We start from the raw sequence: 24,237 nt of genomic DNA, 5'->3' as shown, positions 1-24,237 counted from the left end.
TTTGTACTAGGAATTATTTTCCATATTTTTTAAATGCAGGTTCAATGCATTTACCGATATCTGTATTTCTTTGATAGATAGACCCAGGGAAACCAGGAGTAATACTAATCCGGCCCCAAAAACCCATTGTCCGAGAACGTGTTCATTCCAAAAAATAAGGAACATACAGAGTACACATAAAAAAAGGCTGGCCACACCCCACATTTGCATACTTTTAATAAGCAGTACCCTGCGTTGTAAATTGCGTATTTGCCCCAGAAGAAGCGTATCGGGGTTTTGTTGATGTTCTGTGTGTAGTTTTCTAATAAGAGCTGCCAGTGCCAGAAAACGATTGGTATATGCCAGTAAAAGCAGCGAAATAGCCGAAAAAAGAAGTCCGGGAGTAGTTAAACTGATCTGATCCATAAAACAGAGTTATCTCCTATAAAAATATGCTTCTCTTTAAAAAGAAGCGTATAATGTTCATTTTATATGTACTTAAAAGCTATTGAAGTACCCTGTTGTATTTCTTAGTATCTGCCAATAATTTCTTAGATGCCAGAATAGCTTCATCATTTTTTACATAGTACCGGTAAAGGCCTTCTCTGTAAAAAAAACGTTTTATGATCTCATCTTCCAAATCGTTGATAATTTCATCTTTATATACATCTAAAGCTGCTTTTTTACTGATTTGTATGTCACTTAGCAGTTTTTCATAATCCTGTTTTACACTGGGTCCTAACTCGTTTGTTTCTTCACTTTCTATAACGACTTTGAGTACTTTTTCGGTTTCCGTTTCGAAGTCAAAACCACTGGAAGCCACAAAACTTTTGAAGTTTTCGTAATCGCTTTTATCAAATTTAAAACTATCGAGATCGGGAAGAGATTTTTGGAAATAATAATCGGTAGCATAGTTAAAAACCACATTGTCTTTTAACAGGGCCTGGGTGAGTTTACTGTGTTTTAGCGATGCGATTTCTACATCGGGTTGTACACCGCCACCATCATACACGGTGCGCCCATTTCGTGTTTTAAAAGCGTTATACTCTGAAGCACCGGTTCTTAATACCTGCCCGTTTTCATCTCTCTTACGGTAATCCATAGCCTGAATGCACCTGCCTGAAGGGGTATAGTACCTTGAAATAGTAACTTTAAGCTGGGTACCATAGGTTAGTTTTAAGGGGCGTTGTACCAATCCTTTTCCAAAACTTCGGGCGCCCACTACTACGGCCCGATCCAGATCCTGAAGGGCTCCGGAAACAATCTCACTGGCGGAAGCACTGCCGCCATCTACCAGCACTACCAGAGGAATTTCAGTATCTACAGGGTTGTTTTGTGTTTTATATTGCTGGTTAAACTTTTTTACTTTAGATTTTGTAGTTACTATGAGCTCTCCTTTAGGAACAAAAAGATTGGTTACATTAATGGCCTCTGTAAGCAGCCCTCCCGGGTTTCCTCTTAGGTCCAGTATAATACGTTCGGCACCCTGATCTTTGAGATCTACCAGGGCCTCTTTGGTTTGTGCGGAAGCTTTTCTATTGAACTTGGATAATACTATATAACCGGTTTTGTCATCAAGCTTGTCATAAAAAGGAACGGCATCTACTTCTATTTCATCACGTGTAAGCATGGTTGACTCTGTTTTACCCTGTCTTTTGTAGGTAATGGCTACTTTGCTTTTTACGGCACCTTTAAGTAACTCACTGGCATCGTCTTTAAAATCGGCCACTTCAATATCACCTATTTTAATGATCTCGTCTCCCGCTTTCAGACCTGCCAGGTCTGCCGGATATCCTTTGTAAGGTTCCACAATAAGCAGTTTGTTATCGTAACTCCTTACAATAGCACCAATACCGGAGTACTCGCCGGCATTGTTTATTTTGTAAGCTTCTACATCCTGCTCATTTAGGTATCTGGTATAGGGGTCCAGATCATCAAGCATGCCTTTAATAGCGGTATCCATAAGCTCTGCAGGATTAGTATCATCTACATAATTCATGTTGAGCTCTTTAAAAAGTGTAGTGAAGATCTCTATTTGCTTGGCAATCTCAAAAAAATCACTTTTGAAACCGGTACTCACAAAAAGTATGGCAACGGCTGTTAGGGTAATGATAAGTTTCTTTTTCATTCGGGTCTAGTTGTTTGTTCTAAAAACTTCTCCATCAATGCATGCATGGTTAGGTTTAACTTCTTAAAATCAGGTTCTTGTCTTCCAATATACAAAAACATTAAAGCATACGATGTTGGTACTTTGTTAAAAAAATGAGGCTTTTGAAGTCGGTATGCCTCCCGCATAAGCCGTTTTATACGATTTCTTTTTACGGCTTTACTGAAATTTCTTTTAGGCACTGAAAAAGCAGCTTGTAAAGCAACCGGGGTTTCAGAAGGAACTTTGAGGTATATGAGTTTCAAAGGAAATTCTTTTACAGATATGCCTTCTGTAAACAGTGCTCTTATTTGTTTGCGGCTTTTTAATTTTTCTTCTCTGGAAAAATGGTAGTTCATACCCTGGTATAATGGAAGGTAAAAATAGGAAAACCTGTGAAATAGGGGATCTATATTTTACGGCATTAAAAAAGCCGGGATAAAACCCGGCTTCATATTTTAAAAAAGATACATTAATTGAGTTCTAAAATGTTATCGCTTTGTTTAATATCTGCCATGCGTTTTGAAGTATCAATTTCAATACGGGCAATAGTACTTTGTGGTTGCCCAATATCAAAAGTATAGGTTGGATATGCCCACGGCCAGCTTTTCAGAACGGTTCTTTTAATGTCTTTATGCTGATTTTCTTTGGCACCATACATCATACGTAAAGGAATGTAAAACTGTTCCTGAGAACCGTCTTTATAAGTAACCATTAGGTCAACAGGCATAGGCATCAATCCAATACGTTCAAGGGTAACGGTAGTGGTATTACCGGAATCACTTACATTTTTAATACCGTAATCAATAGTATTGGTAGTCTTTGTCCAGTCTGTTAAATACCAGTCGAGGTGAATTCCGGATACTTTTTCGGCCGTTCTTTTAATATCATTGGGAGTAGGGTGTTTGAACTTGAAGTCATTATAATACTTTTTCAGGGTTTCCTTAAGCTTTTCTTCTCCTATAATATACCCCAGTTGCGCTAAAAATATGGCACCTTTACTATATGATGACACTCCATAGGCAAAATTGAGTTCGTACCTATCTGAATGGGTGGTTTGGGGTTGTTCTACTCCGGCATTTACAAGGCGATAATAGCCTCTGTACGTACCATTAAAGGGATTTTCGGTTTTTACACCCAAAACTTCATTTTCTGCCAAGGTGGAAATGTAAGAGGTAAAGCCTTCGTCAAGCCATGGGTGTTTAGACTCATTGGTGGCCAGCAAATGTTGAAACCATGCATGTGCCATTTCATGTGCAGTGGTGCCAAAGAGTCCGTTAAAATTGGTTCCTCCGGTAATGAGGGTACACATAGCGTATTCCATTCCTCCATCACCTCCCTGTATTACAGAATATTGTTTCCAGGGATACGGGCCTATGTTCTCATTAAAATACGTTAATAGCCCTGCGGTAAGAGGTTGTATTTTTTTCCAGTTTTCGGTTATTTTCGGGTCATTTTTATACAGGAAATGTAAAGTTACCCCGCTTTCGGTCTCAAGTGTATCATGAATATACTCGGGATCTGCAGCCCAGGTAAAATCATGTACATCAGGCGCAACAAAATGCCAGGTTAATTTGTTTCCTTCAGGTTTTTTCACTTGGGTACCTGGTTTTTGGTACCCATACCCTATTTCTTCCGGGTTTTGAAGGTATCCGGTTCCGCCCAGCACATACGATTTGTCAATAGTGATCTTCACATCAAAATCACCCCACACGCCATGAAATTCTCTGGCTATATAGGGGTAGGCATGCCAACCTTCAAAATCATATTCTGCCATTTTGGGATACCACTGGGTCATGGAAAGTGCCACACCGTCTTTATTATTTCTTCCGGAACGCCGTATTTGTACCGGAACCTGCCCTTCAAAATTCATGATAAAAGTGGCCCTGGCACCAGGTTTAAGGGGTTTATCCAGTTTTACTTCCAGAATCGTACCATGGCTTACATGTGTTACCGGCGTGCCGTTTTGGGTAAGTGATTGAACTTTAATATACCCTATTTCATCAGGAGATAGTGCTGCAATACGGCTTTTAACTATATTTTTACCGGTGGCGTTATCGGTAGTTCTGTTTACCATTCTGCCATCGGGATCTTTAATATTTTGCAGGCGTATATCCATTTCGCTTCCGGGCTGGAAAGCATTGAAGTATAAATGATAGAAAACCCGGTCCAGTACATCGGGAGAATTGTTGGTATATACCAACGTTTGCTTACCTGTGTACTTAAAGGTTTCCACATCCATATCAATTTCCATGGTATAATCGGCTCTTTGCTGCCAATACTCTGCATTATGGATGGTTTTTTCATTTGTACTGTTCTGGGCAATTGGTTTTTTAGCACAGGCAATAAATGCTGTACAGAAAAGTGCAATTAAAAATTTATTCATTTTTAAACTTTTTACAAATTAATAACACCTCGTGAAACCTTATCAGCCATAATAATAGCATTATACGCGTTTGCTATTCTACCGGATACGGAGATATCTTTTAAGGTTTTGGGTTCATTGTTTTTACCTATGGAAAGGTTAAGTTTTGAATCAAGACCAGATTCCATAAGTATTCTTTTAACCTGAGGAGCTGATAATTTTGGATAATATGAGCGAATGAGCGCTGCAATACCCGCAACTCCGGGAGCTGCCATAGAGGTTCCATTTGAAAAATCATACTCATTATCGGGCATAGTTGACCATATCTTAACACCTGGTGCAAAAATATCTACATTGTTTTTACCGTAATTTGAAAAATTAGCGATAAGTTCTCCATTATAGTTATAGTTAAGAGCACCTATGGTGATAAAGTTATCAGCAATTTCACCACCGTTCCCATTTTCATCATTGGGATAAACGGTTTTCATATCTATATTTTCTGTATCGTTTCCGGCGGCATTGACAATAAGCACATCTTTAGAAGCGGCGTACTTAATGGCGTCATGTACCCATTCGGGATTTGGTGAGAAAAATTTCCCGAAACTGGTGTTTATTACTTTGGCTCCGTTGTCAACCGCATAGCGAATGGCCAAAGCAATATCTTTATCGTATTCATCGCCGTTAGGAACGGCTCTTATGGCCATGATCTCAACATTATGGGCCACACCGTTTATTCCTTTACCATTGTTTCGTATAGCAGCGATTATACCGGCTACATGCGTACCATGTGATATTTTTTCTTTGTCAGGGCCCATGACATTGTTATCGCCATAATCCCGATCGGTAAAATCAGCAGGGTTATCTCCTACAATACTCCTGCCATCAAAATCGGGATTAAGATTATATTCTATTCGTTCCAGGAGTGCTTCCTCTCCATACTCTTTTATTTTTTCATATGAAAGGTCATTAGCACTCAGAAACAATAACAGTCCTTTAGCTCTGGCCAGCTTTTCATCTTCAGAGTTAATACCTTTAAGATCTTCATCAGTATAGGTTTCTTTTCCCAGAAAATCTTTTACGGCTTTTTCGGCTTGCGGTATTTGTTGTAATAAAAGATCTACCTGTTGTTTTTCCTGTTGTGCGCGTCCGTATTCTTTTTCATAATAGGCCTTGGCTTCTTTATACTGGTCAGAACCGTCATCTCCTTTTTTCAGGATACGCACGAATTCAAGGTTTTCGTGAACAGAATTTCCAAGAAAGTTCCACCCGTGAATATCATCTATATAACCATTTTGGTCATCGTCTTTACCATTTCCGGGCTTTTCTTTTTTATTGGTCCACACTACACCTGCCAGATCTTCGTGTTCAATATCCACTCCGGAATCGATTACACCTACTATCACGGTTTTACCTTTGCGACCCGTTAACAATTCTTTGTGAACGCGTTCTACGCTCATACCGGGAAGGGTATCTGTGATAAGATCAGTAAGGTGCCATTTTTTTAATTCATCTTCTGTGGGTTTAGCTACTTTGGCGGGTGTAGTATCAATAACTTCAATTGGGGTTGAGATGATAGCTGTACTGCCGCAACCCAATATTATAGAGGCTGCAAGAGCCCACATTATATGTTTTACATATTTCATTGATGGTAGTGTTTTAATTGAATATTTCGTTAAATGTATAGGTATCTTTGAGGCGTATGCCTTTTTCTGTGTTTTGTAAAGTGCATATTTCATGATGCGCATCATGCTCCAGAAACAAAAAGTATTCTCTAGAAACGGCTTCTTCCAGAAAATCTGCTTTTTCATCTAAAGTGATCAAGGGGCGGGTATCATACCCCATAACATATGGAAGAGGAATATGCCCTGTCGTAGGCAGGAGGTCTGCCATGAAAACCAGGGTTTTCTCTTTATAGGTAATTACCGGTAGCATTTGTTTATCGGTATGGCCGTTTACAAATAAAATATCAAACCCCAATAATGATGAATTAAGATATTTTTTTTCTGGAACCGGAATAAAATCGAGTTGCCCGCTTTCCTGCATGGGAAGTATATTTTCTTTTAGAAAAGATGCTTTTTCCCGGGCATTGGGTTGTACGGCCCATCGCCAGTGATCTTCATTACTCCAGAAACGGGCATTCTTAAAAGCGGGTTCATAACCGGTGCGGTCTTTGTTCCATTGTATGCTCCCACCGCAATGGTCAAAATGCAAATGGGTCAAAAAAACATCTGTAACATCGTCATGGTGAAAACCGGCTTTTTTTAAAGAACCGTCCAGGCTGTGATCTCCCCACATGTAGTAGTAACCAAAGAATTTTTCACTTTGTTTGTTGCCCATACCGGTGTCTATAAGGATAAGTCTGTTCCCATCTTCAATAAGAAGACAGCGGGCCGCCATATCTATCATATTATGCTGGTCTGCCGGATTGGTACGGTTCCAAAGAGATTTGGGAACTACCCCAAACATGGCACCACCATCAAGCTTGAAGTTTCCCGATTCAATGGGATATAATTTCATGAGAGCTCCAAATTAATTAATGAACTCCGCAGAGTTGTACGGTTTCGAATTAGCAATAGTATATTCTATAAAGCCTTTGTTAAAAGGGGATGCAAATTACTAAAAGTAGGTCAATTTCTGACGATTATGGTTTTTTATTAGACTATTTTTAACAATTAGGAATTTTTTTAATAAGAGCATGTAATCGGATGCCAAAGTCTATAAGGTTTTTAATTTCCCGGGTACCAAACAATCGTTCCTTTCCTTTCACTAAAAAGCCTTTTCCATTAGATTCTATGTGATAATAGGGGTTACTCTCAAAAAAGAGGATAAGTTGGTTGGTGAAAAAGCTTTTAACGTTTTCAGGGGTTTCACTATACAGGTAAAATCGCGAAGAAAAATCAGGATATTCCTGGATATTGATATCACTATATCCGGCCCAGTGACTAACTTTTTCCATAAGGCCTTCTCTGTTAAGAGTAAATGTGGGAATGGCAGTGTTTAGTTCTATGTACATCATGGTAGTATGCACTACTTCTTTGGCGATCCAGATACCTTCACTATACTCAATATCAAATACCCGCATGGTATGATCATTGTTCTTTAATTCATTGTAGATGTGATTTGCTGTTTTTGTGTCAAAAAAGAGAAAATTATCCAAAAAACCACAGTCTTTTTGCTTGACAGGTTCATATTTCCATGAAAAAGAAGAAGCGATATTTTCCAGAAGGCTCTGTCTTTTTGTAAGGTGTTTTCCAATACGGGGTACTCTTTTTGAAGGTAATATTTTGCGAATAGCAAAAGGATGAATCGTATCCGCCTGATGCCGGTCCAGCCCAATTACATCAAAATGCCCTCCTTTACGGGTAAAGGCTTCGCGGTAATTATTCACATTTTCGAGAACGGTATGATCTACAAAGTCGCACTTACTAAAGTCTAAAATAACTTCTGCACTTTCGGGAATAGCATCCAGATTACGTTTTAACCGATAAAAATTGAGATAGCTGGAAAAGTTTTTTACGCTCACATAATAGTTTCCTTTCTCTTCTTTAAACATAAGCACATTGGGCTTACGAAAGTTATTAAAAAAGAGAGAAAAACTTTGGTTAAGAGCTACATGAATAAGGAAAGTAGTGGCTACGCCTATGGCGATACCGGTAATAAGGTTAGTGGCAAGTGTACTGAAAAGGGTAACCGTAAAAATAAGAAGCTGTTCTTTTCCAATACGGGATATATTGAGAATACTTTCGGGAGCAGCCAGTTTAAATCCTGTATATACCAAGATAGAAGCCAGTGCGGGAAGAGGCACTCTTCGCAGCTGATCTCCAAAAATGACAATAAACAGAATGAGAAAAACGGCATGAATGAAATTAGAAGAACGATTGGTTGCTCCGTTGTTTACATTAACCGAGCTTCTGGCAATTACGGTTACTACATTTAGCCCTCCTACAAAACCACTGGCCACAGATGCCAGCCCCAGCGCTTTAAGGTCCTTGTTTACATGGCTTCTTCTTTTGTACCGGTCAAGCTTATCAACCGCTTTTATACTGAGCAGGGACTCAATACTAGCCACCAGTGTAATGGCGGTAACGGTACCCCAGAACTCAAAACTATACCATTTTGAAAAATCGGGAAAAACAATATTCTGCGTTATTTCTTCTGGTATGGATATAAGTAAAGAAGGCTCAATGGGATAGGGAAGACTACTGAAGTATTCGAAGTAGTAACTTATTAAAATTACAATTATGACCACCCACATAGGGGCGGGCACAAATTGTACATATTTGTTTCGTATTCTTTGATACAGCACCAGAAAAATAAGACTGGCAATGCCTGTAATGGCTGCGGCAACAAGAGAAAAAGGCGCTTTTTGAAAAAGTATAAGAAAAGCATTGGGAATTTTAAAAAGCAATTCAGGAATGCTACCGGTGGTTTCGGGCTGTCCCAACATAACGTGAAACTGCTTGGCAAAAATACCAATACCTATGGCAGCCAGCATACCATGTATGGCAGAAGCCGGAAAAAAATCACTTAAAATACCTAACCTGAAAAGGCCCAGTAAAAAAATAAAACCTCCAGAAATTACTACAGCCGCCAGGGTTATAAGATAGCCCTGATACAGATCTCCTTTACCCAAAGTAGTGATAGCCCCCAGAAAAATAATTACCAGACCGTTTCCCGGCCCGGTAATGGTAACATGTGAGCCACCGAGAAAAGACACCACAATACCGCCAACAATAGCAGCAATAATGCCTGCCATAGGAGGAGCTTCAGAAGCAGCAGCGAGCACCAGACCCAAAGGCAGGGCGATAAGAGAGACTACAAAACCTGAAAAAATATTTCTGGGTAGTCTCGTTAAAAATGCCTTATGAGACGGGATATCATAAGGCATAAGGTGGGGTTTTTAGTATAAGCACATCGGTGGGCAATTCGCTTAAAATATATTCCAGGTCATGTGGAAAAAAACGATCGATAAAGCGAGTTTTTCCCGGAGTATTCATAATAAGAAGATCGGCCCTTACCAGATCGGCATAGTGACCTATGGAATAACCTCTTCTTCCAAATATACTTTGTATGCGTACAATAATCCCGTTTTTAGAATGATCGGGAATCTGGTTCAGGATTTCCTGTACCCGCAAGGTTTCCCTTCTGGTAATGCGTTCTTTAATAAGGGTTGCTTTTCTAAGGCTGCGGTCATCCTGCACCATTACTTTTACTTCCTGGTTGCTTATTTCTTCAATGATCGTGATCTTTCGGCTACCCAGTAGTCTTGCAATATCAAAAGAGGCATAGATCGTTTTTTTGGTTTGTGGAGCTTCCAGTCCGTTAACTACAATATGGTCACAGGGTTTACGATCTACAGAGGGCTTAATAAGGAGCAGTACCGAACAGGGTGCTTTTCGGGTAAGCTTTCGCGCTATGGAACCCATATAATATTTAAACAGGTTTTCTTTTTGCAGGGCCCCGAGTATAAGGATATCGGCTTTATAATGATAGCTGGCTTCCAGAATAACCGGTACCGGCTTTCCTTTTTTCCAGACAACTTCTAAGGGAGGTGAATAGCTGGTAGAAGTTTTAAAATCATCTATGATGAGGTTAAGTACTTCTTCTTTTTGTACCGTTTTCACTCCAACATGCACAAGTATCAGCTTTGCTTTAAAAAAAGCAGAAAGCCGGGCAGCTTCATAAAAGTTGGCTCTTAAGTTTGGGGAGAAGGCAATTCCGGTCAAAATAGTTCTGACTGTTAATTTCGTGTCTGACATGTTGGGGGATAAGTTACTTTTTTTTTGTTACTAAACAAAGCACCTCTGGTTTGAGTGGAAATTAAAAAAGTGGTATTTTAACCAAAAAAATAAGCATGGTAGAGCTTGCAAGTATTGTTATCTTAGGTATTTTGGCGCAATGGGTTGCCTGGAAATTTAAAATTCCAGCAATCCTGCCACTTATTCTTATAGGGTTATTTGTGGGGCCTATATCTACTTTGTTTACTGAAAATCAGGAAAAATGGATACAACCTCAATGGGACGGCAAACGAGGCCTATTCCCTGGCGAAGGTCTTTTTAGTTTTGTTTCTTTGGCAATTAGCATTATTCTGTTTGAAGGAGGGCTTACCTTAAAACGCAGCGAGATAAAAAGTGTGGGGCCGTCTATTACTAAACTTATTACTTTGGGAGCCGTAATCACTTTTTTTGGTGCAGGTATTGCGGCACATTATATTTTTGATTTGAGTTATGATATGGCCTTTCTCTTTTCGGCACTTATTATTGTAACCGGCCCTACGGTAATTACCCCTATTTTACGAAATATACCATTGCCCAAAGATGTATCTGCGGTTCTTAAATGGGAAGGTATTCTGATTGATCCCATAGGTGCTCTGGTAGCCGTACTGGTATTTGAGTTTATAAGTGTTGGTGAAGGTCAGGCTTATACTAAAACAGCATTGATTGAGTTTGGAAAGATATTACTTTTCGGTACTACTTTTGGGTTTACATTTGCACATGCTCTGGCTTTTGCCATAAAAAGAAAGTTTATTCCCCACTACTTACTTAATGTCGTATCACTTTCAATTGTGTTGTTAGTATTTGTAGAGTCTGATGTTTTTGCACATGAGTCCGGTTTATTGGCTGTAGTGGTTATGGGAATGGTTATGGGCAATATGAATTTACCCAATCTCAAAGAACTACTGTATTTTAAAGAATCCTTAAGTGTCTTACTCATTTCCATCCTTTTTATATTACTAGCGGCCAATATAAACATTAGTGACCTGGTACTTATTTACAACTGGAAAACGGTACTACTTTTTGCTATTATTGTTTTCATTATAAGACCCCTGGGTGTATTTTTAAGTACACAAGGGTCTTCTTTAAAGTTCAATGAAAAATTGTTTATAGGGTGGGTAGGGCCCAGGGGTATTGTAGCTGCCGGTATTGCTTCGCTATTTGGAACCAAACTGGTACAGCGCGGTGTTCCGGGAGCAGAGTATATTACGCCACTGGTTTTTACTATTGTATTGGGTACCGTTTTACTCAATGCTACTACGGCGCGTGGTTTTGCCAAGCTTTTAAAAGTGTTTCTTAAAGATTCCAAAGGTATTTTGTTTGTAGGGGCCTCTCAGTTTTCAAGAGTTATTGCTCAATATTTGCATAAAAATAACCGTCATGTGGTACTTATTGACAGTAATCGTGAAAATGTTGAAAACGCAAGAGCAATGGGTCTCGAATCAGAAGAAGCTAATATTTTTTCAGATGATCTCACGAATAATCTGGAATTGAGTGATATAGGGTATCTTATGGCCCTTACCGGCAGTGGTGAAGTAAATAAACACGCTATTGAGCGATTCAGGGAGCAGCTTGGTGAAAACGGTTCTTTTCGGTTAATTACTCCTGAAGAAATGAAAAACCCCCAGGAACTTCCGGAAGCCATTCTCTTTTCCAAAAATGACGATTATATTAATTTAATGGAAGTTGCACGTGATTATCCAAAGATCAATGAAGTTCCTTTAACATCCAAAGAACACTTCAAGGAAGAGATGGAGTTGCTTGGTTATGAAAAAGAGGCCATACCGTTATTTATAAAAGACCCTTCGGGAGAACTTCATATTATTGCCGGTATCTCTAGCGGCTTTACTATAGGCGAAGGTAGTAAGATAGTATATTTGGGTAAACCAAGAAACCTTATAGAAACACCAACAGCGATGTCCACAAGCTCAGTATAGAAAAAAACACCTTGTACGATACTGTACTAAATTAAAACTTTTTATAAGGTTAATCGTTTAGTTTTAACACAGCCATAAACGCTTGTTGCGGTATTTCTACATTGCCTACCTGTCGCATACGTTTTTTTCCTTTTTTCTGCTTTTCCAGCAGTTTTCGCTTACGTGAAATATCACCTCCATAACATTTTGCCGTAACATCTTTACGCAGTGCTTTTATGGTTTCACGAGCAATGATCTTAGCACCAATAGCAGCTTGAATAGGAATATCAAATTGTTGTCTGGGAATAAGCTCACGTAGCTTTTCACACATTTTTTTACCTATGTTATACGCATTATCGGTGTGAATAAGTGCAGAAAGCGCATCTACAGAATTAGCGTTTATTAAAACATCTACTTTTACCAGTTTGGAAGGCCGCATCCCTACCGGTGAATAATCAAAAGAGGCATAGCCTTTGGAAACCGTTTTCAGGCGGTCGTAAAAATCAAAAACAATTTCTGCCAGCGGCATATCAAATGTAAGCTCTACTCTTTCGGGAGTAAGATAGTTTTGGTTTTTGATCTCTCCTCTTTTTTCAATGCATAGAGACATTACGGGCCCTACAAAATCAGCCTTGGTAATAATAGAAGCTTTTATATAAGGTTCTTCTACCCTGTCCAGTTTAGATGGTTCAGGGAGATCTGAAGGGTTATTGACCAAAATAACGGTTTCCGGCTCCTTTTTACTGTAGGCATGGTAACTTACATTAGGAACGGTAGTGATCACCGTCATTTCAAACTCACGTTCTAACCTTTCCTGAACGATCTCAAGGTGTAACATACCCAAAAACCCGCATCGGAAACCAAAGCCCAGGGCAGCAGAGCTTTCCGGGGTAAACACCAGAGAGGCATCATTAAGCTGTAACTTTTCCATTGAAGACCGAAGCTCTTCATAATCTTCTGTATCTACAGGATAAATACCGGCGAAAACCATAGGTTTTACGTTTTCAAAGCCGGCAATGGGGGTTTCACACGGTTTGGCAGCATCTGTTACGGTATCACCCACTTTTACTTCGCGGGCATCTTTTATACCGGTAATAAGATAGCCTACATCTCCGGTTCTAATAATCTGTTTGGGCTCCTGTTTAAGTTTCAGTGTACCTATTTCATCTGCGTCATACGATTTTTTTGTAGCAAAAAACCGTATTTTCTGTCCCTTTCTAATTTCTCCGTTCATTACCCGAAAATAGGTTTCAACTCCTCGGAACGGATTGTACACCGAATCAAAAATTAACGCTTGTAATGGTGCATTGGGATCTCCTTTGGGAGCAGGTATTTTTTCAATAATCGCAGTTAGAATGGCCTCAATACCTATCCCGGTTTTGGCACTGGCAGGAATTACTTCTTCAGGTTTACAACCCAGAAGCTCAACAATATCATCAGTAACTTCTTCAGGGTTTGCACTGGGCAGATCTACCTTGTTGAGTACCGGTATGATTTCCAGGTCATTTTCGAGTGCCAGATACAAGTTGGAAATGGTTTGTGCTTGTATGCTCTGGGCAGCATCTACCACTAAAAGGGCACCTTCGCAGGCAGCTATAGAACGCGATACCTCATAAGAGAAATCTACATGGCCCGGGGTATCTATCAAATTGAGTATATACTGCTCGCCTTCATATTCATATTCCATTTGTATGGCATGCGATTTAATGGTGATGCCACGCTCTCGCTCCAGATCCATGTTATCTAATAACTGATCCTGTTTCTCCCTCTCGGTAACCGAACCCGTGAAATCCAAAAGCCTGTCGGCCAGGGTACTTTTACCGTGGTCAATATGAGCAATAATACAAAAATTACGTATGTGCTTCATACAATGTTAAATCCGTTTCATTCAAGTTGCAAATATAGTCTATTTACAAGCCTTTTTTTTATATTACTCCTTTATCTTGCAAAAACTTGTATGTTTGCCTTTGTTTATACATTTTTGTAGGATTTTATAATAAACGTGTAAAAAAAATTTTTCATAATGAAGAGAATATGTAGTTTTGTGTAAACTATAATCTTTATTTTTTAAATAAATTATTCAATGTATTTTATCCGCAAGCTCGTTTTGATTGTTGTCCTGTTCCCATTCTTTTCATTATCACAGAACTACAGCGTGGAAGGTCAGATACAATCTTATGATAATATTCCGGTAGCTTATGCTAATATATTGCTGTTAAGAGCGTCAGATTCAGTGGTAGTAAAAGGAACCTCTTCAGGAGATAACGGGCTTTTTGCCCTAAAAGGCATTGAAAAGGGCACGTATTTAGTAAAAATATCTTTTATAGGCTATCGGGAAATGATAAAAGAGCTAAGGGTTGAGAAAGATGTAAACCTGGGAATACTTAAGTTACAGGAAGAGGCTGAAAAACTGGAGGATGTTACGCTTACGGCACCTAACCGCAACCGTCCCAAACTGGAACGAAAACCAGACAGAATTATTTTTACAGTAGAAAACACATCACTTACCGACACCAATATATGGGATTTACTACAAAGAACTCCGGGAATATTGATCATTAATGATCAATTAACCGTAAGGGGGGCAGGCGATGTACAGGTAATGATCAATGAACGCAAAATATCCCTCCCCTATGCAGATATCATGAACCTGTTGAGAGGTACCGATGCGGGCAGTATTAAATCTGTAGAAGTGATCACCAATCCTTCTGCCCGCTATGATGCAGAAGGGGGCGCCATCGTAAATATTGTTATGAGTAAAAACCTCGTTACCGGATATAACGGTTCTGTTTTTACCAATATGACACAGGGAGTATTTCCCAAATTTTCTACCGGAACAGGGCAGTTCTTTAAAAGTGAGAAAACCCAGCTATCGTTCAATTATACCTATACCGATCAAAAACTCTTAAGAAAACAGGATGAAACGGTAGATTATTTCACCAATGGTGCTATTGCTTCATTGTGGGATACCGGCCTGGAGCAAATTACCGATTCCAAAAGACACACGGCCAGCATGTTTTTTGATTATTCCATAGACTCCCGCAATACACTTAGTATTTCTGCAGTGGGTTCTACCTTGCCCGAGTTTGATCGTACGTACGACTCAAGAACTCTTATTTTTGATCAAAATCAACAGCTGGATTCACTGTTTACTACCATGAACCTGGTTAATGACGATAATGTGAATGCAGTGGTAAACCTGGATTACACGCACCAATTTGCAAAACCGGGGGCAAAACTTATTGTACATGGCAACTATACGTATTTTGATTACACCAGAGACCAAAATCTGGATACTGATTTTATACAGCCAGACGGGGGCAAAACCGGGGATAATGATTTCACCATAACTTCCGGACAACGTATTGATATTTATGGGGCACAGGTAGATTTTGAAACCCCTTTAAAGAATACTTCTTCTCTGGAGGCAGGTATTAAATTTGCAGGAATAGACTCCGAAAATACTATTACCCAGGATGGTTTTAATCAGGGACAGCCAGGGGTTGATCCTACCGAAGCAGATGTTTTTCAATACAATGAAAAAATAGGAGCCGCCTACTTTAGCTACAGTAAAGATTGGAACCGGTGGAGCCTTAAAACCGGTTTACGAGCCGAATATACCCGCACCGAAGGAATATCGAGAATACTCGACAAAGTAAACCACAATGATTATTTTGAACTATTTCCTACTTTTTACCTTCAATACACACCGAATGAGCATCATGATCTTAGTATAAACTATGGCAGGCGTATAACCCGACCCCGGTACGGACAGATAAACCCCTTTCAGTATTTTATAAACAACAATGCAATTATTCAGGGAGATCCGGCTCTACTTCCCGCTTTTCGCGATCTGCTAACCTTTTCCTACACTATAGATCAAACCTATACCTTTGAGGTTTATTACCGGTTTGAAGACCAGGCCTTGCGACAGCTTACCTTTCAGGATAATGAGAGTAATATTCTCAATTTTATAAACACCAATATTGACCGTGAACTCTCCTACGGGCTTGATTTTTACGTTTATAAAGGCATTACCGGTTTTTGGGATATCAATTTAGTATCTTCCTATTTTTACAGTGCTGAGCGGTTTAGGAATATTGAGAACAATAACGATTTGGTAGATAATGGGTTATGGACCTTATACCTTACTTTTGACAATTATTTTACCCTTTCTCAAAGCCAGGGCCTTACTGCAGAACTGGGACTGGAATACGTTTCAGAAATTGTTACCGGTAACTCACGCCAGGAAGATTACAGCCGACTTAATTTTTCGATCACAAAACAACTATTTCATAAAAAAGGAAGGCTTACCGTTGGTATCAGAGATATTTTTAATGATGGTAATCTGCGTTCGGCCCGTGACTTTGCAGACCAGCAAGGAACCCGCTTCACTCGTGATGAAAACCGCTTATTTACCGTAGCTTTCCGGTACCGGTTTGGCAATCTTCGTCTAAAAAGCAATACCCAAAACAAACAACAGGAAGAACGTGAACGCCTCAATTAGTGAGAATTGTACCTAATTGTGTAAATACTGTATCTTTGCAACCAAACAGGAAAAAACAAGTGTTTTGGTAAAAATTGGCAATATTGAAGTAGGTGAATTTCCTTTGTTACTTGCCCCTATGGAAGATGTAAGTGACCCTCCTTTTCGCGCTTTGTGTAAAGAGCAGGGAGCCGATGTGGTATATACCGAGTTTATCTCAAGCGAAGGGCTTATACGAGATGCTGCAAAAAGCGTTCAGAAGCTCGATATCTATGAAAAAGAGCGACCCGTTGGTATCCAGATATTTGGTGCCGAAATGGATTCCATGCTTCAGGCCATTGACATTGTAGAAAAATCCAATCCAGACATTATAGATATTAATTTTGGTTGCCCTGTTAAAAAAGTAGTTTGTAAAAATGCGGGTGCCGGCATATTACGAGATATACCGCTTATGGTAAAACTTACCGAAGCAATGGTAAAACGCACTCAATTGCCTGTTACCGTAAAAACCCGATTAGGTTGGGATACAGACAGTATTAAGATCGTAGAAGTGGCCGAACGTCTTCAGGATGTAGGCATCCAGGCCATTTCCATTCACGGTCGAACCCGTGTACAAATGTATAAAGGTGAAGCCAACTGGCAGCCTATAGCTGAGGTAAAAAACAATCCCAGGATGTATATTCCCGTTTTTGGGAATGGTGATGTAAACACTCCCGAGAAAGCAGTGGAAATGCGAGATAGATACGGTTTGGATGGTGCCATGATAGGACGTGCCAGTATAGGGTATCCCTGGTTTTTTAATGAAGTAAAACACTTTATTAAAACCGGTACACATAAGGCGTCTCCCACTTTAGAAGAGCGCGTTACCGCAGCCCGCCGGCATTTGCAAATGTCAATTGACTGGAAAGGAGAGCGCCTGGGCGTTTTTGAGACCCGCCGGCATTATACCAACTATTTTAAAGGGATCCCCAATTTTAAAGAATACCGGCAAAAAATGGTAACCAGTGATGCTTCAGCCGATGTTTTTGCCACTTTTGATGAAGTTCTTGAGAGATTTGGAGACCATCAGTTTGCTTAGTACCCTCAGGTAAGTAAACGCTTAGAGATACGCCCCGAAGAAATACGGGAGGCAATGAGCCCCAATACAAAAATAGTAGCTGCCACAATTATCATATTTACAAACCGTATTTCCATAGGATAGGCCAGGGAAGGAGTGATCATGACCAGCTTAAACGCAATTTGCAGCCATGTAATAGCCACTCCCAAAGCAATACCGGTTAAACCGCCTATAACAACCAGCAACATACCCTGAACAAAAAAGATACGTTTTAACTGCTTTACCGTGGTACCCAGGTTTAGCAACGTTTTCAAATCGCGTCGTTTATCCAGTATCATCATCATAATAGCACCTGCCACATTAAAAAGAGCAATGATAAGCACCAGAGTAAAAATAAGGTAGATAGCCAGATTCTCTGTATTGAGCATTTTGTAAAGAGCATCGTTAAGCTGTGCGCGGTTCTTAATCTCTATGGTCTCTTCGCCAAAAACCGAGGCAAGCGCATTTCTCAGCCCGGTTTCACTTTGAGAACCTGATGTTTTAATATTAATAGCCGAATATTGGGTTTCATCCTTTTCCAGAAGCTCACGAACCGTAGAGAGGCTTCCAAAAACATACTTTTTATCCAGCTCTTCTGTAACCGAATATACGCCGCTTACCAATACGCCCGCTTCGTTATAAGGTTTACTTTGGGTGCTTAAACTTCCTTTTCCCGGTTTAGGTACCAGAATGTAGAGTGGATTTTGATAATCGTTGATACCCAGGCCCAGCAGGTTTGATATTCCTATACCGGTTACTACTTCTTTTGACTGGTTAAACCATTCACCAAAAAAAACAAGACTGTCAATTCCCGTTACCCGCGCATATTGAGCATCTACTCCTTTTAGGTATGCTACGTGATTTTTTTGGCGATAGGTAAGAAAAACACGTTCTTCCAGTTCTTTGGAAAAAACAGCAACCCCTGGTATTTCTTTGAGTTTTTGTTCATGTTGGGCAGTAATTGTAATAAACTTGCCCTTAGCAGGAAATACTTTTAGATCGGGATCAAAAGAGTTACTGAATGAAAGGCTAAAAGTTTTTAATCCCGCAAAACCCGAAAGCACAATGAATAAAGAAGCTGCCCCAATAACAATTACCAGAAAAGTAACCCAGTTAATAATGTTTACCGCATTCTGGCTACTTTTTGAGATGAGGTACCTTTTTGCTATGTAAAATGGGAAATACAAGGCTTATGCTTTCTTCCTTTTATCAAGAAGATCCGGGTTTTCAATAGGATTTTCATCTCTTTTCAGAGAGCGATCCAAACGGTCAATATATTCCAGTGAGTCATCCAGTATAAAATCCAGCCGGGGTACCCTTCGCAATTGATTACGCGTTCTCTGGGCCAGTTCATGTTTAATAACGGGTTGCTTAGCTACAATATCCTCTAAGAGCTCTTTCCCTTTATCATAAGGAAACATACTCAAATATACCCGTGCCAGAGACAGATCTGCAGTAACAGCTACTTTAGTTACTGAGATAAGCGTTCCTTTCATTCCTTCATCACGTACTGCCTTTTGCAGAATATCTACCAGGTCCTTTTGAAGGACTCCGGCAATTTTGTGCTGTCTGTTTGTCTCCATAAGACAAAAATACAATATTATACGGTTATGACTGAATGTATTATTTTTGAATGGACAAACTATAATCATCAAGTACTTTGCCATGAAAAAGATAGAACATTTGGGGATAGCTGTAAAAAACTTATCAGCGTCCAATGAGCTTTTTGAAAAACTATTGGGAGTACCTCCTTACAAATCTGAAAAAGTAGAAGGAGAAGGGGTTACTACTTCTTTTTTTAAGATGGGGGAAAGCAAAATAGAATTACTGGAAGCTACCCGGGAAGATAGCCCTATTGCGCGGTTTATTGAAAAAAAGGGAGAAGGTATTCATCATATTGCGTTTGATGTAGAAGATATTCATGCAGAAACTGCCCGCTTACAGGAAGAAGGTTTTGTTGTTTTAAATGAAACCCCCAAAAAAGGAGCAGATAATAAATGGGTCGTTTTTTTGCATCCTAAGTCCACTAATGGTGTACTTATAGAGTTGTGTCAGGAAATAAAACAATAGAATAAATGTTGCAGGAGCTAAAAAAAAGTGCTAATATTGCACTCCAAAAATTGAGGTCCTATAGCTCAGTTGGTTAGAGCACCTGACTCATAATCAGGGGGTCCCTGGTTCGAGCCCAGGTGGGACCACTAAAAAGTAACAGAAACCTTAGCGAAAGCTGAGGTTTTTTTGTTAAGCAAGCCAGGTGAGAAGTTTATTCTAAGTGTAGCCTGCCCTAAGACTTCTAATTTCAAAAATATTATAGTGCAAATTGTACGCTAAACAAAACCTGTCTGGGTCTCAGCATGAAGTTTGTTTCTACATAGCTAAAGTTATCAACATTTATGGTCCTGTAATTACCCGTGTTGAAAAGATTATTAACCCGTATTTCAAAGTCTATGTTTTTCTTTTTCCAGGAATAGCGATACAAAAGGTCTGTAAAGAAGTTTTCAGTGGTTTCAGAAAATAAATCATTAGTTATATACTCTGTCTTTATAGCAAAATAATGATCGTCTTTGGGATAGATATTAATATTGGCTTTATGAAATTGCTGGATGATGGTTTGATTGTCCTGACCTTGTATTTCATTATTTGAAAATTGAAAAATTGATTCTATCTCTGTGTTTAACCAATTAGTAATATCGGTATCTATTTTTCCGTTTAAACGCCAGCTTTGAGTAGTAATATCTGTAATTTCAGAATTTAAGATTTGTTGAAATTCCTGTGTATTATAGTTTGCGCCAAAAGTTATATTGGTATTAAAAACAACAAAATATTTGCTAACTCTTGCAATTAGGTTCTGGCTGCGTCTATTATTATCTCTTTGTAATGCTTGTAATTCAGTAGCACCATTTTCTAAAATACTATTATTGTAAAGCAAATTGTTTTCGGTATGTGTATTATTATACGCTAGATTAAAAAAGAACGATTTAATAGCATTGCGGTAGCCTATAGATGCTGAATAACTAAAATTTTGTAGTTCTGGTAAAGGTGTATTTATTCGTTGAATGCTTCTGTAGTTTTGTAAAATATATGCATAATGTATTTCATTTATAGTACCAAACTGATTGTTTAAGTCTGTTGAAGCCCTTAAACGCCAAAATGATGTAAGGTCATAGGTTACAGACAAACGTGGTTCAAAAGTAAAACGATTTAAGTTTTGACCTAATTGTAAGCCATTATCTTCCAGGTCATAAGTATGCAAGTTTATCGGTGTAGCTAATTGAAACCGCAATTTATCTTTTTTATACTGTGTTAATAATGATAAATAGAGTTTAGAACGCGTCCAGTCTAAACTATTATTAAAGCTATCAGACAAATCCTGAAAAGATGAGGTTGTTATATAGCTGTCCAAGTTTTGATCTTCAAACTGAACACCTATTTTTGGACTAAAACTAAAGGCTTTATAACCTTTTGTAAACCCCAGCGAATTATTAGTATAAAAGGTTTGTAAATCAACATTTTGAACCACTTCATCGTAGGGAGTCCCATTGTTAAGCAAATCATTAAACTGTCCTGGTTGTACAACTAAAGATTGTGGTGTTTTGTTAAAACCGAAATATGATTTTAAAGTAGCTATTTGTTTACCTAAAGGGAATAATATTTTAAAATCGTTAGACAGTTTAAAGTATTGATTGTTTAGGTTCTGGGAAATATTATTAGCATTTAGTTGAATGTTACCTTGCTGGTGATCCCAAAAGCCTTGAAAAATCAAACTGTTCTTTAAAAAATTCTTTTCCGTGTTTTTTTGCAGCGTAAGATTAGTTTTTAGATTATTGGCATATATCTGATTGTACTTTTCTTCAAGTAATGCAATAGTATCATTAATAGTAAAAAATTGAGTATTGGTAAACCCTATTTGCTGCTGGTAATCGTTAAGATATGATACATTTAGCCGTATTTCATAATCCTTTTTCAGTCTATGCAAATAATTGGTAGTTATCAGGTGTACATTGTTATCCAACCAACGTTGTTCTGTGAAGTTAGGTATCGCTAATTGCTGAATACCTAACCAATCTCGTTTTTCGTCATTTCGTTCAAATTGTTCTAATAAATCATCAATAGTTAAAGTTTTTAATTGGGATGCTATGTTATTACCACTATTATTAGATTGGTAAGAGCTGAGCATTTGACGTTTTTTGGAAAACACCATAGGGGTAATATTAGTATCCCAAAGTAAAGGGCTAAAACCACTAGCCAACTCTACCTGCCCGGTAAAGGTGTAATTATTTTTAAGCTTTATATTTAAAGCTGCTTGATCAGAATATACTAAATTATCTAATACCCTAATGGGTTGATGGTTTTCTATAACCTGTACTTTTAGTACTTCTTTATAAGGTAGATTTTTATTAGCAAGATTATATTTACCCTCCAGTAAATCTAATCCTTCTATATAGTATTTGTTTATGGGCTTACCCTGATATAATATTTTACCATCAGATAAGACCTCTATACCAGGCATGTTATTAAGCACATCACCTATGCTACGGTCTTCCTGTTTAGTGAAAGCGTTTACACTGTAATTTAGTGTATCACCTTTACGTGTTATAGGAGTACTTTTTATTATGACTTCTTTTAACTCCGTAATTTCCTCCTGCAGTGTAAAGTTTAGGGTTTGAGTTTGGTTATCAATTATCTTAACAATCTTTTTGTAACCCATTGATCTTATAATGAGCTGTAGTTTTTCGGAATCGTTTTTTATGGTTATTGAGTAATTACCTTTACTATTGGAAATATCATACTTTAAAATGTTGTCGGTGTTCAGTTCTGTAATAATAACGCTCACACCAGAAACAGGCTTTTCATTTTCTTGTTTTAAATGACCACTTATTTTCGTTTGAGAAAAACTAGAAATCGAAAACATAAGAAAAAGAAAAAAGTAATACTTCATCAACCGTTATGTTACCTGTCTATTAACTCTATTTTATTATTACTTTTAGCATTTCTTTGCTTAAATTTTTCTTTTATTTTCCTTTTTGTTTCTTCAGAAAAAACAGCACCCTGACTTTCCATATACGGTATAGGATTTAATCTATATTGTTCTTCGGCCTTTTTAAATTCTTTTTTTGACACGAAACTGGATTCATTAACATAATTTAAAGAAAGTTCTTTTTTATAAGGTTTAAACGCCACAAGATTATAGGTAATGTGATCTTTAGTATCATATATTTTTACAATCAAACCTGGTAAGCCAGAAAACTTATAGGGCCCAAATGAAATAGGTATTTCTTCGCTGTAATATGCAAAGTATTCTCGTCCACGAAAAAAAGTGGTTGCTTTTTTTACCCTTAAACCTTGTATTGAATCTACCCCTTCTAGTAATTTCCATTTTAACTTAACGAAATCTTTGTATAAAAACAATTGACCTCTTACTTCGTTTATTACGGTTAAAGTATCTGACTTTACAGAGTTATAGATCCTTTTGTTAGAAGTAGGCTGGGGCATTGCTATTAACTTGTCTATGTTATTAAGCGATGCCTTGTTGTCAAAAATAAGAGTATCTAAGGCTAAACGATTACTGCTAATGAAAAAGGAATTGTTATTATTAAATAATAAACTATACGTTTCAGTTTTGATCTTTGAGTTAACATCCAAAGAATCGGGCTGCCAATATAATTGATAATTGGCCAGATAGTTAAACTGAATGGACTTGTCTTGACCAAAGGAATAACAAGCTAACAAGTATAAGCCAATTTTAAAATATGATTTTATCATAATATTCAACTTTAATTAAAAGTTAAAGGGAGTTAATTAACTCCCTTTAAATACATAACTTATAGTTTGTTAATGTCTGTACCACAAACATCGTTATTGTCGCCAATAACCATATTAATCAATTGTGTTGTTGTTCCTGTGAAATTACATATATCATATTCAACATCACAAGAAAGAGTAACATGAACGCAATGTGGTTCCTCTAAAGATTGCATATTTCCTGCAAAACTTGAAACAGTACCAAGTATGAATACTAATGATAAAAACAAATTTTTCATATTTTTAATATTAAATTTACCTACTCTATTCATGGCTTTTCGGTTTCCGCCCGAAATTGTTGCAACTAACTCCAACAGTAAAGCAACCAACTATGATCCACTTTTCAAAACAAAGTAAGTCTATATTCATAAATATAGATTTTGTATTCATAAAAAACTACCTACCAATAACTGTATTATATTACTGTATATTATTTGTAAAAATAGATTATAAAAACACTCAGAAAGAAAGTTTTTTACCACACATAAAGTTTGGAAAACATCCTTTGTTTTACTAAATAAATTATGGCTTTAGAGGAATTCGCAAAATGGTGAAGAACACTAATACCTCTAAAGGGGGTTGGGATAATTTAAAAGGTAACAAATTAGATTGAAAAAAGAACTTTATGGACGATACTAAAGGTTGTGAAAAGTTTGAGAAACTGAGTATATTG

The 24,237-nt window shown here is 38.0% G+C and carries 18 protein-coding genes and 1 tRNA gene; 5 read left to right on the top strand and 14 right to left on the bottom strand.

The window, feature by feature from the left end:
- Positions 1 to 6: 6 nt before the first annotated feature.
- From WAO84_RS05025 to WAO84_RS04990, 8 genes are all read right to left on the bottom strand, one after another.
- Positions 7 to 405, bottom strand: a complete 399-nt coding sequence (locus WAO84_RS05025; RefSeq protein ID WP_340064084.1) for a DUF2721 domain-containing protein — start codon at positions 403 to 405, stop codon at positions 7 to 9.
- Positions 406 to 484: 79 nt separating this feature from the next.
- Positions 485 to 2,107: a S41 family peptidase gene (locus tag WAO84_RS05020; RefSeq protein WP_340064083.1), complete on the bottom strand. Its 1,623-nt coding sequence runs from the start codon at positions 2,105 to 2,107 to the stop codon at positions 485 to 487.
- The gene (gene rnpA, locus WAO84_RS05015; protein ID WP_340064082.1) at positions 2,104 to 2,484 is read right to left on the bottom strand and encodes a ribonuclease P protein component; all 381 of its coding nucleotides are present in this window, start codon (positions 2,482 to 2,484) and stop codon (positions 2,104 to 2,106) included. The genes WAO84_RS05020 and rnpA overlap by 4 nt, the downstream gene beginning before the upstream one ends.
- A 113-nt stretch (positions 2,485 to 2,597) precedes the next feature.
- Positions 2,598 to 4,511 carry a M1 family metallopeptidase gene (locus WAO84_RS05010; protein ID WP_340064080.1) on the bottom strand — a complete coding sequence of 638 codons (1,914 nt, stop codon included), beginning with the start codon at positions 4,509 to 4,511 and terminating at the stop codon, positions 2,598 to 2,600.
- An 11-nt stretch (positions 4,512 to 4,522) separates the two neighbouring features.
- Positions 4,523 to 6,133, bottom strand: a complete 1,611-nt coding sequence (locus tag WAO84_RS05005; protein WP_340064078.1) for a S8 family peptidase — start codon at positions 6,131 to 6,133, stop codon at positions 4,523 to 4,525.
- Positions 6,134 to 6,146: 13 nt separating this feature from the next.
- Positions 6,147 to 7,007 (bottom strand): MBL fold metallo-hydrolase, encoded by an 861-nt coding sequence (locus WAO84_RS05000; RefSeq protein ID WP_340064077.1) that lies wholly within the window; start codon positions 7,005 to 7,007, stop codon positions 6,147 to 6,149.
- A gap of 148 nt (positions 7,008 to 7,155) precedes the next feature.
- Positions 7,156 to 9,378: a SulP family inorganic anion transporter gene (locus WAO84_RS04995; protein WP_340064075.1), complete on the bottom strand. Its 2,223-nt coding sequence runs from the start codon at positions 9,376 to 9,378 to the stop codon at positions 7,156 to 7,158.
- Complete coding sequence (locus WAO84_RS04990) at positions 9,368 to 10,249, bottom strand: universal stress protein (RefSeq protein ID WP_340064073.1); 882 nt, start codon at positions 10,247 to 10,249, stop codon at positions 9,368 to 9,370. Before WAO84_RS04990 ends, WAO84_RS04995 begins: the two co-directional genes overlap by 11 nt.
- A gap of 95 nt (positions 10,250 to 10,344) precedes the next feature.
- Here WAO84_RS04990 and WAO84_RS04985 point away from each other — a divergent pair, with 95 nt between their 5' ends.
- The gene (locus tag WAO84_RS04985) at positions 10,345 to 12,201 is read left to right on the top strand and encodes a cation:proton antiporter (protein WP_340064071.1); all 1,857 of its coding nucleotides are present in this window, start codon (positions 10,345 to 10,347) and stop codon (positions 12,199 to 12,201) included.
- A 49-nt stretch (positions 12,202 to 12,250) separates the two neighbouring features.
- On the opposite strand, the gene lepA is transcribed toward WAO84_RS04985, so the two are convergent.
- A complete protein-coding gene (gene lepA, locus WAO84_RS04980) occupies positions 12,251 to 14,047 on the bottom strand; it encodes a translation elongation factor 4 (RefSeq protein ID WP_340064070.1) in 1,797 nt (598 codons plus the stop codon).
- Between the two features lie 216 nt (positions 14,048 to 14,263).
- On the opposite strand from lepA, the gene WAO84_RS04975 reads away from it, so the two are divergent.
- Positions 14,264 to 16,687, top strand: coding sequence for an outer membrane beta-barrel protein (locus tag WAO84_RS04975; protein WP_340064069.1), 2,424 nt, complete (start codon positions 14,264 to 14,266; stop codon positions 16,685 to 16,687).
- Positions 16,688 to 16,751: 64 nt separating this feature from the next.
- Positions 16,752 to 17,744: a tRNA dihydrouridine synthase DusB gene (gene dusB, locus WAO84_RS04970; RefSeq protein WP_340064068.1), complete on the top strand. Its 993-nt coding sequence runs from the start codon at positions 16,752 to 16,754 to the stop codon at positions 17,742 to 17,744.
- 5 nt (positions 17,745 to 17,749) lie between these two features.
- Here dusB and WAO84_RS04965 read toward each other — a convergent pair whose 3' ends face one another.
- Positions 17,750 to 18,949 carry an ABC transporter permease gene (locus WAO84_RS04965; RefSeq protein WP_340064067.1) on the bottom strand — a complete coding sequence of 400 codons (1,200 nt, stop codon included), beginning with the start codon at positions 18,947 to 18,949 and terminating at the stop codon, positions 17,750 to 17,752.
- A 3-nt stretch (positions 18,950 to 18,952) separates the two neighbouring features.
- On the bottom strand, positions 18,953 to 19,345 hold the full coding sequence (gene rbfA, locus WAO84_RS04960) for a 30S ribosome-binding factor RbfA (RefSeq protein WP_340064066.1): 393 nt from the start codon (positions 19,343 to 19,345) through the stop codon (positions 18,953 to 18,955).
- A gap of 82 nt (positions 19,346 to 19,427) precedes the next feature.
- Between rbfA and mce the strand changes: the two genes are divergently transcribed.
- Both mce and WAO84_RS04950 read left to right on the top strand, forming a co-directional pair.
- Positions 19,428 to 19,832: a methylmalonyl-CoA epimerase gene (mce, locus tag WAO84_RS04955; RefSeq protein ID WP_340064065.1), complete on the top strand. Its 405-nt coding sequence runs from the start codon at positions 19,428 to 19,430 to the stop codon at positions 19,830 to 19,832.
- A gap of 54 nt (positions 19,833 to 19,886) precedes the next feature.
- Positions 19,887 to 19,960, top strand: a tRNA-Ile gene (locus tag WAO84_RS04950).
- A 110-nt stretch (positions 19,961 to 20,070) separates the two neighbouring features.
- Here WAO84_RS04950 and WAO84_RS04945 read toward each other — a convergent pair.
- Genes WAO84_RS04945 through WAO84_RS04935 form a run of 3 tightly spaced genes read right to left on the bottom strand, consistent with a single transcriptional unit; the run spans position 20,071 to position 23,836 of the window.
- On the bottom strand, positions 20,071 to 22,701 hold the full coding sequence (locus WAO84_RS04945; RefSeq protein ID WP_340064062.1) for a TonB-dependent receptor: 2,631 nt from the start codon (positions 22,699 to 22,701) through the stop codon (positions 20,071 to 20,073).
- An 11-nt stretch (positions 22,702 to 22,712) separates the two neighbouring features.
- The gene (locus WAO84_RS04940) at positions 22,713 to 23,525 is read right to left on the bottom strand and encodes a GLPGLI family protein (RefSeq protein WP_340064061.1); all 813 of its coding nucleotides are present in this window, start codon (positions 23,523 to 23,525) and stop codon (positions 22,713 to 22,715) included.
- A 59-nt stretch (positions 23,526 to 23,584) separates the two neighbouring features.
- Positions 23,585 to 23,836, bottom strand: a complete 252-nt coding sequence (locus WAO84_RS04935) for a hypothetical protein (RefSeq protein WP_340064059.1) — start codon at positions 23,834 to 23,836, stop codon at positions 23,585 to 23,587.
- Positions 23,837 to 24,237 lie beyond the last annotated feature (401 nt).

Source organism: Ascidiimonas aurantiaca, from assembly GCF_037646345.1.
In the GTDB taxonomy this organism is placed as follows: domain Bacteria; phylum Bacteroidota; class Bacteroidia; order Flavobacteriales; family Flavobacteriaceae; genus Ascidiimonas; species Ascidiimonas aurantiaca.
The sequence above is the reverse complement of the archived record's forward strand: the minus strand, read 5'-3'. Positions and strand labels throughout refer to the sequence as shown.